The organism is Methylorubrum aminovorans (genome assembly GCF_022179725.1).
Taxonomy (GTDB): Bacteria; Pseudomonadota; Alphaproteobacteria; order Rhizobiales; family Beijerinckiaceae; genus Methylobacterium; species Methylobacterium aminovorans.
On the sequence record NZ_BPRC01000018.1, the window covers coordinates 47,015 to 59,108 of the forward strand.

Here is a 12,094-nt window from a genome sequence, read left to right on the forward strand (position 1 = left end):
ATGCGCGCGACCGAAACCCCTCACCCGATCAGCGGCGTGCAGACCGTCCGCCCCTGCCCCGGCAGCGGCACCACCGCGACGTCGACCCCGTAGAGCAGGCGGAGATGCTCCGGCGTCACCGTCTCGGCCGGCGGCCCCAGCGCGACGAGGCGCCCGCCATGCAGCAGCGCGACCCGGTCGGCGCAGAGGAAGGCGTGGCCGGGATCGTGGGTCGAGAGCACCACGGCGATCCCGGCTTCCGACAGGCGCCGCACCTGGGTCAGCACCCGCGCCTGGTTGCCGAAATCGAGGCTCGCGGTCGGCTCGTCCATCACTAGGAGCCGCGGTTCGCCCGCGAGCGCGCGGGCGATCAGCGCGAGCTGGCGCTCGCCGCCGCTGACCTCAGTGTAGATCCGCTCCGCCAGATGGCCGATGCCCAACGTCGCCAGCGCCCGCTCGGCCGCCGCGCGGTCGGCCGGGCCGGGGCTGGCGAAGGCGGGAAGCCGGCTCGCGCGGCCCATCAGCACCACCTCGCGCACGGTGAACGGGAAGAAGGCGGCGTGCGCCTGCGGCACGTAGGCGATTTTTTTTGCCACTTCGCGACGTGGCAACTCCGATAGGTCGGTGCCGTCCAAGTGGACGCTCCCGGCGAGCGGGCGCAGCAGGCCGAGCATCGTCTTGAACAGCGTGGTCTTGCCGCCACCGTTCGGCCCGAGCAGGCAGAGCGCCTCCCCCTCCCCCACGGTCAGGCTGACCCCGGAGCCGACCGCGCGGGCGCCGTAGCCGAAGGCGAGATCCCGGACCTCCAGGATCATGCCCAGCCCCGCTTGCCCGTGGCCAGCAACCAGAGGAAGAACGGCGCCCCGACCAGCGCCGTGAGGATGCCGAGCGGCACCTCGATCGGGGCCAGGGTGCGGGCCATCAGATCGACCGCGATGAGGTAGCCCGCGCCGAGCAGCATCGAGGCCGGCAGCAGGCGGCGGAAATCCGGCCCGACCAGCAGGCGGGCGACGTGCGGCACGAGCAGTCCGATCCAGCCGATCACCCCCGTCACCGAGACCGCGGCGGCGGTCACCAGGGTCGCGCCCGCCACCAGGACCGGGCGGAGCCGGCGCGTCTCGAGCCCGAGCGCGCGGGCCTCTTCGTCGCCGAGGCTCATCAGGTTCACGCGCCAGCGCAGCAGCACCAGGGGGGCGAGGCCGAGCGCCATCGCCGGCAGGATCGCGGCGATGTCGCCCGCCGTGACGGAAGCAAGGCTGCCGAGCAGCCAGAAGGTGATGGCGGGGAGCTGGTTGTAGGGGTCGGCGAGCACCTTGAGCAGCGAGATCCCGGCGCCGAGCAAGGCCCCCACGGCGACGCCAGCGAGCACCAGTGTCAGCACCGGATCGTGCCGCCGCACCGCCAGCCCGACGCCGTAGACGGCGCCGACCGCGGCGAGGCCTCCGGCGAAGGCGAGCCCCTGGACCGCTGCCACCGGCAGGGCCAGCACGATGCCGAGCACCGCGCCGAGGCTGGCGCCGGCCGAGACCCTGAGGATGTCGGGCGAGACGAGGGGATTGCGAAACAGCCCCTGATAGGTCGCCCCCGCCGCCGCGAGCCCGGCCCCGACCACGAGCGCCCCGAACACCCGCGGCAGGCGCACGTTCAGCACCACGGTCTGCGCGGCGGGGTCGAGCGCGGTGGCGTGGCCGAACATTTTCGCGAGGAGCACCGCAAGGACGTCGGCGAGCGGCACGGGGTAGCGGCCGATCCCGAGCGAGACCAGCACGAGCAGGATCAGCGCGGCCGGCGCCAGCACCGCCAGGGAGAGGCTGCGCCGCCGCGCGGTTCGGCCTTGGGCGGCGCGCGCGGCCTCGCTCACCGGGTCGGCCCCGGCCCGGCGGCGTCGCGCAGGAGGCGGTCGAGCTGCTCCGGCGTGAGATCGACCCGGTAGAAGCGCCGGTAGAAGTCGCGCACGGCGTCGCCCAGTGTCTGCGGGAACTGCTCGGGGAAGAACAGGCCGGCGAGCCAGCGCAGGCCGATCAGGCGGTTGACCCCCGGCGGCGCGTCGACCCAGCCGAAGGGCAGCGTCGGGATAGCGTGAACGCGGCCCTCGCGCACCGCCTTCAGCCCGTTCCAGAGCGGGTCGGCGGCGGCGAGCTTCGGGAAATCGGGATCGAGAGCGATGATCACGTCCGGATTCCAGACCAGCACCTGCTCGGGCGAGACCGCGGCGAGCCCGCCCGCGCCGGGCCCCGCCACGTTGCGCCCGCCCGCCGCCTCGATGATCTCGGTGTTGATCGAGCCGGACAGGCCCGTCTCCAGCCCGCGGGGGCCACGGCCGTAATAGACCCGCGGGCGCTTCTCCTCGGGCACCGCGGCCACCGCCACGGCCACGGTCTTCAGGATCTTTTCCGCCTCTGCGGCCAGCGCCTCGCCGGCCTCCGGCGCGCCGATGAGCGCGCCCAGCGTCCGGTAGGTCTCGGGCGTCGCGGTGAAGCTCCCGTCGAGCAGCAGGTAGGGAATGCCGGTCTGCGCCTGAACCCGGTCGGCCAGTGAGGCGTAGGTCGCCGCCGTGCTGCCGACATCGACGATGAGGTCGGGCTTGAGCGCCAGCACCGCCTCGACATTGGCGCTGCCGCCCCGCCCCGTCAGCCGACCGGTGGCGGGCAGATCGCGCAGCGCCGGGGCGAGGAACGCCTGCTCCTCCGGGCTCGGCGCGCGCGGCCAGCCGATCATCTTATCGGGCGCTAGGGTAGAGAGCAGCACTGCCGCGGGAGGCCCGGCGGCGAGCACCCGTGTCACCCGCTCCGGCACCTCGACCCGCCGCCCGGCGGCGTCGGTGAAGGGCCGGGCCGCCGCGAGGCAGGACCACAGCAGGGCCGGCCACAGGCAGGCGAGCGCGAGAAGGCAGCGGAGCAGCGGCATCGGGGCAAGGCGTCTCCCGTGATCGGACGCTAGCTATAGAGCATCGCCCCGGCAGGTGGTGCCGGCTTGTCTGAAAAGACGATGCGGGACCATGCTCGATCGCGTTCGCCCCCGAACCGCGCCGGCCCTCTCGGGTTGGCCGAGCACCCCTATCCCCAACGATCCTCCGCGAGCTTGCCCCGAACGATGCCCGATCCGGCCGTCAGCCACCGCCACGTCGACCTCCGGGGTCTGCGCCTGCATGTCGCCGAGGCGGGGCCAGCGGACGGGCCGCCGACGATCCTGCTGCACGGCTTTCCCGAATTCTGGTTCGGCTGGCGGCGCCAGATCGCGCCGCTCGCAGACAACGGCCTGCGCCTTCTCATCCCCGACCAGCGCGGCTATGGCCTGAGCGACCGGCCCAAGGGAATCGCCGCCTACCATCTCGACCGGCTTGCTCAGGACGTGATCGCGCTCGCCGATGCCTGCGGGCTCGCGCGCTTCAACCTCGTCGGGCACGATTGGGGCGGGCTCGTCGCGTTCTGGGTCGCGAGCTTCCACCCTGAGCGGGTCGAGCGGCTCGCCGTGCTGAACGCCTGCCATCCGGGCGTGTTCGGCCCCTATCTCCGGCGCCATCCGGGGCAGGCCCTGCGCAGCGCCTATGCCGGCTTCTTCCAGCTCCCCCTGCTGCCCGAGCGGCTGCTGAGCGCGCGCCGGGGGCATCTCCTGCGGGCGCTGATGCGCAGCTCGAGCCAGGCCGGCACCTTCAGCGAGGCCGACCTCGACCTCTACGCCCGGGAATGGCTGCGCCCGGGCGCGGTCACCGCGATGCTGAACTGGTACCGGGCGCTCGCTCGGCTCCCCCGCGACCGGCACCCGCCGAAGATTACCGCGCCGACACTGATCCTGTGGGGCGAGCGCGATCAGGCGCTCCAGACCGGCCTCGCCGAGGCGAGCCTGGCCCTGTGCGAGCACGGCCGCCTGCAGCGTTTTCCGCAGGCGACCCACTGGGTGCAGCACGACGCGCCGGAGGCGGTCAACGCGGCGCTGATCGCGTTCCTGCGGCCCTCTTGAACGGACGCGTGCCGGGGCACTGCCCCGGCACTCCGCCAAAGGGATGATCCCTTTGGATTCCCGCGATGGCGAGAGGCGATCAGCGGCCGCTCATGCCGGCGCCGCCCTCGGTGCCGCCACGCGCGCCGGACTCTGTCCCGCCGCGCTGCGCACCGCCGCGGTTGCCGCCCGTGTTGCCCATGCCGCCGCCCTGCTCGGACGCGTTGCGAACGCCGCCGCGCTCGTTGCCCTCGCCGCGCATGCCGACATTGCGCATGCCCTCGCCGCCCCGGCCCTGCTCCATCGACCGGCCGCCGCGCTCGGTGCCGCGGGTCTGGTCGGAGGCGCGCATCTCATTGCGCATCTCGTTGCGCTCGCTGCCGCGGGTCTCGCTGCTGCGGCTGCGCAGGTCGGTGCGGGTCTCCGAGCCACGGATCTCGCTGCGCTCGCGGAAACCGGCATTGACCGTGCCGCCGCGCCGCTCGGTGGTCGAGACGGTGGTGGAGAGGCGGCGGTACTCGGGCGAGCCGTAGAGGACGCGCTGGCCGCGGATCGTCACGTAGCGGCGGGTCTCGCCGACGCTGACGAGGCGGCGATATTCCGGCGAGCCGTAGATCACCCGCTGGCCGCGGATGGTGACGTAGCGGCGCGGACCGGTGCTGCGGCGCTCGGTGACGATCAGGCGGCGGTATTCGGGCGAGCCGTACACGACGCGCTGGCCGCCGATGAACACGTAACGGCCCTCGCGGCGATAGCCGCCATCGACGGTGGTGGAGCGCACATCGGTGCGGCTGCTGACATGGGTGCGGTCGTGCGTGCGATCCTGGATCCGGTCGGTCCGCTCGGCGCGGGTGCGGCTGTCGCGGATGGTGTCGCTGCGCTCGGCGCTGTCGCGGCCGGCCCGGCCGTCCATATTACGCTCCGATCCGCGCTCGCCCCGCGCCATGTCACCGCGCGCCGCCTCGCCCCGGCCGGCTGCGCCGCGGTCCTGATCGCCCCGCGCGGCGCTGCGTTCGGCGCCCATGGCGCTTCCGCCCCCGCGGGCCTCGCTGCCCCTCGCCTCGCCACCCCTGGCTTCCATGCCGCCGCGCGCGCCGCCCGACAGGCCGGATTGTCCGCCGGACTGCTCGGTGCCGCCCCGCATGCCGCCGCGCTCAGATCCACCGGTGGCCGCGCTTTGAGCGTAGACCGACGTGCTCATCAGCAGCGCGGCAAGACCCATGGTAATCGTCTTCATGACGTTCCCTCCGAAACTTGAGACGCCTCAAAACGTCGCGAGTGTCGAAAGGGTTCTGCAAAAAACGACGTGAATGAAAAAAGTCTCGGCTCGCGTCTATGCGTTCGCTTATGGCAGCAAGCTTGGCTGTAAAGTGCAGAGCATTATGTGGATACGCTTTGCATCGAAGGTGCCGATCTGAGCAGGGTTCACGCCGGCGTGGCGGTCGAAGGGCCACGGTCGCCTGCCGCTTCGCTCAGGCCGTCGGCGCGGGTGTCGCATTTGACGAGAGACGGCGGGTTTTGCCGGCGGCCTGACCCTGGCACAGGTCTGCGAAGGCTCAAGCCTTGACCGCTACGGACCAGCCCGGCGGCAGCACAAAGGGTGCGACCGTAGGACCGTTTCCTGACAGGTCAAACTGTGTGAAATGCGAGGCGAAAAACTCGCCAACTCTCGGCCACCATTAGGTTTTCCGCACCGGGAAAACCTGGTGGAGCTGAGGGGAGACTTACCCAAGAATCCATTAACCCATTCTGCAACAACGAAGTCCCTGAGCTTGTTCTGCTTTGGGGTCTAGGGCATGGGTCTAACCCGGGTCCTGAGATGGGGCCGGTAGGGGTGATCGATGCCGCGGGTCGTGCCGTCCGAGAGGGCCTATCTGGAACAACACGGTAAGGGCTGGCGCGTGTCCGTCAACGTGCCCGCGGCTGTCCGTGACATCATCGGCAAGCCCAAGCTCCGACACGATCTCGGCACGGATTCCCTGCGCACGGCCAACCTCCTGAAGGGACCCTACGTCGCGAAGTTCAAGCAGCAGATCGACGTCGCGCTCGCTTCGATCGGCAAGGCCAAGCAATCCCAGACCCGCGAGGCCATGGAGCTGGCGAAGTGGGCCCGGGAGGCGCGTGAGCGCAACGCCCCGCAGGCGGAGTGGGACGAGTACCACGCCATCATCGCGGCGCGCACCGCGGAGATCCGCTCCCGCGACGCCGAGCCTGTCGTGCTCCCTGCCGACGACGAGGATGGCCCGAGCCTGGGCTGGAAGCTCCGCCCCCAGGCTGAGGCAGAGGCGCGCCGGTTCGGGCAGGTTGCCTACGGCAAGGGGACGCCAATCGCCGACTGGCACGAGGGCTACGTTGAGGCCTCGCAGGTTGCGCACCGCACCAAGGCCGACGACGAGCGCGCGCTCCGGCTCCTCCTGCAGTGGCTCGACGAGAACGGTGTCGACCCGCTCATCGAGCGCGTCGACACGATGCGCGCTCATGCCTTCGCCGAGGACCTGCCGCGGCGCGCCGGGGTCGCCCCGGCGACGTGCAACAAGTACCTGTCGCGTCTGTCGAGCTACTGGCAGTATCTCGCCAGGCGGGTCCCGGCGGCTGGCGTGAATCCCTGGGCTGGCGTCGGCCTAAAGGGGGCGCGGCCGAAGCCGGGCGAGGAGGAGCGGCCGTTCACGGACGCCGAAATCGCCCGGCTCCTCACCGGTCCGGCGCCGGCGAAGCTGCTCGACCTGATGATGATCGGGGCTCTCACGGGCGCCCGGCTCGACGCGATCGTCGACCTGCGGGTCTGCGACACCGACTCGGACTGCCTCCTGTTCCAGCCCCGGAAGAAGGAGACTCACGCGAGGTTCGTCCCCGTGCACCCGGACCTGGCACCTGTGATCGCTCGCCGGATCGAGGGCAAGGGCCCCTATGACGACCTGTTCACGGAGTATCCACCGGTTCGGAAGGAGGGCTCCATGCGCGAGCGCTCGTTCAAGGCCTCGAACAACTTCACGGACTACCGGCGCGAAGTTGGGGTCGACGATGTGGTCGAGGGAAAGCGGCGCTCGCTGGTGAACTTCCACTCCTTCCGGCGCTGGTTCATCAGCCGCATGGAGCAGGCCGGGGTCGAGGACGAGCTCATCGCCGCGATCGTCGGGCATAAGCGCGGCAGCATCACTCTCGACGTTTACAGCGAGGGGCCGGACATGCGCCGGGCCCAGGAGGCGATCACCAAGCTGAGGCTCCCCCCGCTCGACGGCTCGCCGATCCGCGAGGTCCAGAGCTTGCGCGCCCGCGCCCGCCGGAGGCCATCATGAAACTGATAGGCCACCCCCTCCCCCGACCCGTCCATTCGAGGCCCTGAGAGCGCACCACGCCGGGGCCTACCCAAAAAATCGAGGCCTCCATGTCGATCATGCTGACCGCCGACGGCCATTTCGGCCATGCCGCCATCGCCCGCCTCTCTGGGCGTCCCTTCAGCGATCGGGACGCCACCGCGATGAACGAGCACCTCATCGCGGCCTGGAATGCGCGCGTCCGCCCCGGCGATGACGTCTGGCACCTTGGGGACTTCGCCCTGAACCTGAAGCCGGCCCAGCTGCGGGAGATCTTCGACCGCCTCAACGGGACCAAGAGACTGTGTCGAGGGAATCACGACCACGAGGCGACCCTTGCCCTCCCCTGGGCCGAACCGCCGCGCGACCTCGTCGAGGTGGCGATGGACGGCCGCCGATGGGTCCTGTCGCATTACCCCATGCGCGCGTGGCGGGGCAGCATGGGGAGTGCGATCCACTGCTACGGGCACGTCCATAACCTGATGGCGCCGACGCGGCAGAGCCTTGACGTCGGTGTCGATGCCTGGGACCTGCAGCCGGTCAGCCTCGGCGAGATCATCGCCCGTCTGGAGCGGTCCGAGATCGAGCCGGAGGAGCAGCGCCTCGTGCGCGAGAAGCGAGGCGGCCCAGTCGACGAGGGCTAGCGGTAGACGATGCTGCGCCAGCAGTGGGCGTTCTCCTCCGCGAACTTGGAGCGCCAGCCAGTCGGCGGGGCTGGCTCGGGCTCCGGCTCGTGCTCCGGCTCGCGACGGGGGACCAGCCCCGCGTCGACCATCAGATAGGGGGCGTCGATGTCGAATGCCGGCCCGTCGTCCGGGGCAGCCTCCGCCGCGGCCGGCTCGGACTCCTGCACGGACTCCTCTGGCGCGTCGGGCTCGCCCTGGGCCGGCGAGTTGCCCTCGTCCTCCATCTCGGCAATCTCGGCGTCGAGGGCGCCAGCCCGCTCGCGCAGGTCGGCCGCCGCCGCGGCGGCGATCTCCGGTAGGGCGGCCATCACCCAAAGGGGCACTGGCTTCATGTCGGCTGTCGTGAGGAACCACTGCGCAATCCGGGCGCGCCCGATCTCCCTGCCCGTGACGGCCTTGATCGCCTCGGCCATGTCGGGATGCCAGTTCCGGCGCTTGCCGAAGGCGGCGTCTCCGACCGCACCGACGTGATCGCGGCGCCGGGTGCGCTCGGCCTCGGTGGTGAACTCCCGTGCTCCCATGGATTTCCCCATGATGTGCGACCCCGGGGACGGTGCCCCGGGGTGAACGGATCGTATCACTGAACCTTGCCGAGTGAACAGGAGCGTTCACTCGTCATCGAGCAACCCCAAGGCGGTGAGGATCGGCTTCCGCACCAGTTCCCGCCCCTTCACAAGCCCCTTGGAAAAGGCGCGGTCGTGGATCGCGAGGGCCCAGTGCACGTCCTGGGGCCGCATCGTCCGCGGAACGTGGAACAGGATCCCGTCATCCTCGTCGCAGACCTCGTAGTGCCGGCCATCGCTCCAATCGAATTCGAGCGTCCGCCCGGCGTCCAGCGGTCCGACTGCCTCGACCGCCATGGCGAAGGTCACGCGGAGGTGGGCTTGATCGACGAGCTGCCGGGCCGAGACGATCTCGGCGCTCGTGCCACCGCGCCGCTTGACCTCTTGGACGCGCTGCTCGGCCTGCTGGAGCCAGCCGCGGGCCTGCTCCTCGGCGGTCAGCTCCAGGTACGTTGGCTCGGGCTCCGTCGGGACCGGGGTGTGGCCTTCGAGCAGGTTGTGCAGATCATAGTCGGAGAGGCCGGTCAGGGTGCAGCAGGCGAGGATGCCGGCGTGCGACAGGCCAGGGGCCGGGGTGCAGAACAACATAGGCGATCCTATCGGGTTGGGTCCTCTCACGAGGGAGGCGTGCCGGCCCTCGTCGGGACCGTTCTTGAATCGAGCGGCCCGGAGAAGGGCCGGGGCTCGAGGCCCCGGCTGTCGTCGTCAGGCCTGGGCGCGCCAGTCTGCGAGTTCGGCGTCGATCGCAGCGGCGACGGCCTTGCGCAGGGCCGGGCGGGCCTCGACGTCGTCGGACCAGTCGGCGTCCTCGGCGTAAGCGTCGATCGCGTTCTCGCCGGTCCAGCTGTCGAGGCTCGACCCGTTGTCGATGCTCTCGCCGACGACCCCCAGGATTTCCTCGGCGATGTCGACGGCGTCCGCCTCGTCGGTCGTGCACTGGAGCGTCTGCGCCCCCACGGTGATCTCGCTCCACTTGGCCGGCGCACCCGCGCTGAGGACCAGGTTGTGCAGGGTTTCCGTGGCCGGCACAGCGTCCCAGACCTCGGAGGCCGGCTTGCCGCTCGAGTTGCCCCAGCGCACCGCGTCGTCGATGGCCGCTTGGGCAGTCGTCCCAGCGCCGAAGATCGCGGTGCGGTGCTGGGCGGGGACGGCGATGAAGAACGTCGTCACGTTGCTGTTTCCTGTGTTGCTGGCCCGGAGGGGGCGGGCTTGTCGTTGTTGGCCCCTCGTCGAGCCGCCTTGTCATGGAGGCGGCTGGAGGAAGGGCCGGGGCTGCTGCCCCGGCGGCTGGCTCAGAACGTCAGGTCCAGGGGCTCTCCGTGGAGGGGGAGGAGGACCTTGGGGAGGGGGCGGTCCCGGAACTCGGAGTCGGTGACCTGGCGCATCAGGGCGTCCCAGGCCTCGGCCGAGGGCTCCGTCCACTCGCCGGCGAGCTCGGGGAAGAAGCTGGGGAGGTCGAGGTCGAAGCTGAGGTCGAGGGCCTCCTTGGCGGCAGCGGCCGGAGGCTGGGTCATCGGGGGGCTCCTTGAGGGGAGACCTTCTGTCGCCTTGGTGAACAAGATCGTTCACTGAACCTTTGCCGGCAAGTTTCAGTGAACTAATTCGTTCACCTCTCTTCGCGGGGCTTCGGGGTGGCGACGCCGATCGCGAAGGCGTTGCGCCACTTCTTCAAGAGCGCTGGATCGGCCTTGCCACGCTCAATACGATTGAGTGCTTTCGTCGCGAGATACGTCGAGCAGGTCGGCGCCTTCGACCAGCGCCACTGCTGAATCGCGTACGCCTGCCGGTCGAGGAGCGGGTCCGCGTAGATGCCCCTCTCGGGGATCGGCTCCATCCCGAGGATGTCGAGCATGTCTCCGGCGGGAGGCTCGCGCCCTTCGAGCACGGCCGCGAGGGTCTCCGGCGTGCAGCCGAGCTGGCCTGCCCAGACATCGACGCCTTCCGTCTCCGAGAGCGCTTCGATCATCACGAGGCGCAGCTCCTCCGCGGTTGGCTCGTAGTCCTCGTGACGGCCCGCCGCCTCATCCTGGAACTGCATGATGAGGCGGCGGGCCGAGTCGGGGTGGAACGGCATGTAGTCGGTCACGTCAGCTCTCCTAGTTGAGGGGGGGCAGCGGTTATCGAGGTCGGGTCGCGCATGCCGGCGACGCCGGCCCATTCGGCTATCAGGGCGAATGCGAGGTAGTCGGGCATCCAGACGGAAAGCCACAGGAGCGGGTCCTCGTGCGGCTAGACGGGCGCCACGCCGACGGCCCACGGACGACCGCCGAGATGAAGACCTCACGGGAGCGCCGCTCGCCGCGGTCGCGCTCGCGCAAGCCGAGCTGCTCGGATAGGTACCGAACAGCATGCTCACCGACCCCGACCGCGCGGGCGACCGCAGGGTAGCTCTCCCCTGCCGTGAAGCGGCGCCGCAGCTCCGCGGCGGGCATTCTGAATTCGGGCCACATTCTCTCCACCCCTCGATTGATCGCCCTGCAGGATTCGCTTGGCTCTTCTGCCGACGAGGGTATACTGGGTCCAAAGATGGGTCGTGGTCAACTAACGCGTGAAGGGATGATTGCCGATAGGTGAATCAATCAGCTTGAGCCCAAGCCAGGCGGTGCGGGTGGTCCTGCGGGCCGGGACGACCGTGCGCCGCGTGGATACTTGCATGTGACGCACGCACGCTCTGGGCAGAGGGGACGGCATCGGGCCGATTCCCCGCCAGAGAACCGATCACATGAACTTCTTCGCCCGCCTCTTCGCCTCGATCGCCCGCGCCATGAGCGGCGCCTGGCACTTCATGTCGGACGCCTTCGAGGAGGCGGTCTCCCCCGCCACCCGACGCCTGCCCTGGCTCCGGGACCGCGCCCGCGCCGCCGGCCGCCTCGCCGGCCAGGGCGCCTCCGTCGCCGCGGACGCCGCGGCGGTGACCGCCGAGGTCGCGCTGAAGGCGCCCGGCGCCGTCGCCCGCGAGCTCGGATCGGTCGTCGGCTCGATGCTCCCGTCGCCCCAGATCAGCGGCCGGGCCTTGGCCGAGGGCGCTGCGGTCACAGACGACGAACTCAAGCGCATCGCGGAGGCGGCCGGCAACGACGACGGCTTCTTCGAGCGGCAGCGCCCCCGGGTCGGCCATGGGCACTTCCTGCAGCACGCGGTTGAGGCGTACCGCGACGGCGGCGTGAAGGCGCTCGCTCCCCATATCCAGTGGATCTCGGAGCCCGCGGCCGAGTGGATCTGCGAGCTCTCGCACCTGCAGATCGAGACGGCTCTCGCGATGGCGCCGGACGCCCTGAAGCGGCACGTGATGCCCGAGAAGGCGTCGGATGTCTCGCCTCTCCTGCCCACACTGCTGCCGGTCGGCCCGGCGCCAAAGGTCGATCCCACCTTGGTCACCGAGGAGATGAAAGCCGACATTCTCGCGAGGGCCAAGCGCAGCATGGCCAGTGACCGGGCGGGCGTGGCCGAGATGATGAAGCGCGGACCCTCCGCCACGCCGGCCCGCCCGGAGCCCCGCTTCGACGGGACCGCGGACGAGATGCCTCGGTACGCCCGAGGCTACCGCCCGCGGGGCACCTACTGAACCATCCAGAGATTCCTGAACGAGAAGGGCCCGCCGGGATGACCGGCG

The 12,094-nt window shown here is 70.6% G+C and carries 13 protein-coding genes; 4 read left to right on the forward strand and 9 right to left on the reverse strand.

Annotated features, from left to right (window positions below; translation table 11 throughout):
• Positions 1-20: 20 nt before the first annotated feature.
• The 3 genes from MFF24_RS20260 to MFF24_RS20270 are packed head-to-tail and all read right to left on the reverse strand — an operon-like array spanning position 21 to position 2,886.
• Entirely contained in the window at positions 21-794 is a 774-nt protein-coding gene (locus MFF24_RS20260; RefSeq protein WP_238226777.1) for an ABC transporter ATP-binding protein, read from the reverse strand.
• Positions 791-1,840 carry a FecCD family ABC transporter permease gene (locus MFF24_RS20265; RefSeq protein ID WP_238226779.1) on the reverse strand — a complete coding sequence of 350 codons (1,050 nt, stop codon included), beginning with the start codon at positions 1,838-1,840 and terminating at the stop codon, positions 791-793. Before MFF24_RS20265 ends, MFF24_RS20260 begins: the two co-directional genes overlap by 4 nt.
• Positions 1,837-2,886 (reverse strand): iron ABC transporter substrate-binding protein, encoded by a 1,050-nt coding sequence (locus MFF24_RS20270; RefSeq protein WP_238226781.1) that lies wholly within the window; start codon positions 2,884-2,886, stop codon positions 1,837-1,839. The genes MFF24_RS20265 and MFF24_RS20270 overlap by 4 nt, the downstream gene beginning before the upstream one ends.
• Before the next feature lie 186 nt (positions 2,887-3,072).
• On the opposite strand from MFF24_RS20270, the gene MFF24_RS20275 reads away from it, so the two are divergent.
• Entirely contained in the window at positions 3,073-3,939 is an 867-nt protein-coding gene (locus MFF24_RS20275) for an alpha/beta fold hydrolase (RefSeq protein ID WP_238226783.1), read from the forward strand.
• 79 nt (positions 3,940-4,018) lie between these two features.
• On the opposite strand, the gene MFF24_RS20280 is transcribed toward MFF24_RS20275, so the two are convergent.
• A complete protein-coding gene (locus MFF24_RS20280; RefSeq protein WP_238226785.1) occupies positions 4,019-5,155 on the reverse strand; it encodes a hypothetical protein in 1,137 nt (378 codons plus the stop codon).
• Positions 5,156-5,759: 604 nt separating this feature from the next.
• Between MFF24_RS20280 and MFF24_RS20285 the strand changes: the two genes are divergently transcribed.
• Together MFF24_RS20285 and MFF24_RS20290 are read left to right on the forward strand one after the other, a co-directional pair.
• A complete protein-coding gene (locus MFF24_RS20285; RefSeq protein ID WP_238226787.1) occupies positions 5,760-7,214 on the forward strand; it encodes a site-specific integrase in 1,455 nt (484 codons plus the stop codon).
• Between the two features lie 89 nt (positions 7,215-7,303).
• Positions 7,304-7,876: a metallophosphoesterase family protein gene (locus MFF24_RS20290; protein WP_238226790.1), complete on the forward strand. Its 573-nt coding sequence runs from the start codon at positions 7,304-7,306 to the stop codon at positions 7,874-7,876.
• Here MFF24_RS20290 and MFF24_RS20295 read toward each other — a convergent pair.
• The 5 genes from MFF24_RS20295 to MFF24_RS20315 form a co-directional block, all read right to left on the reverse strand.
• The gene (locus MFF24_RS20295) at positions 7,873-8,439 is read right to left on the reverse strand and encodes a hypothetical protein (protein ID WP_238226791.1); all 567 of its coding nucleotides are present in this window, start codon (positions 8,437-8,439) and stop codon (positions 7,873-7,875) included. The two genes, MFF24_RS20290 and MFF24_RS20295, sit on opposite strands and share 4 nt — an antisense overlap.
• A gap of 87 nt (positions 8,440-8,526) precedes the next feature.
• Complete coding sequence (locus MFF24_RS20300; protein WP_238226793.1) at positions 8,527-9,069, reverse strand: hypothetical protein; 543 nt, start codon at positions 9,067-9,069, stop codon at positions 8,527-8,529.
• Positions 9,070-9,186: 117 nt separating this feature from the next.
• A complete protein-coding gene (locus tag MFF24_RS20305) occupies positions 9,187-9,651 on the reverse strand; it encodes a hypothetical protein (RefSeq protein ID WP_238226795.1) in 465 nt (154 codons plus the stop codon).
• A 122-nt stretch (positions 9,652-9,773) separates the two neighbouring features.
• On the reverse strand, positions 9,774-9,995 hold the full coding sequence (locus MFF24_RS20310) for a hypothetical protein (protein WP_238226797.1): 222 nt from the start codon (positions 9,993-9,995) through the stop codon (positions 9,774-9,776).
• 92 nt (positions 9,996-10,087) lie between these two features.
• Positions 10,088-10,567 (reverse strand): hypothetical protein, encoded by a 480-nt coding sequence (locus MFF24_RS20315; protein WP_238226798.1) that lies wholly within the window; start codon positions 10,565-10,567, stop codon positions 10,088-10,090.
• A 636-nt stretch (positions 10,568-11,203) separates the two neighbouring features.
• Here MFF24_RS20315 and MFF24_RS20320 point away from each other — a divergent pair.
• Positions 11,204-12,046, forward strand: coding sequence for a hypothetical protein (locus MFF24_RS20320; RefSeq protein WP_238226800.1), 843 nt, complete (start codon positions 11,204-11,206; stop codon positions 12,044-12,046).
• Positions 12,047-12,094: the final 48 nt, after the last annotated feature.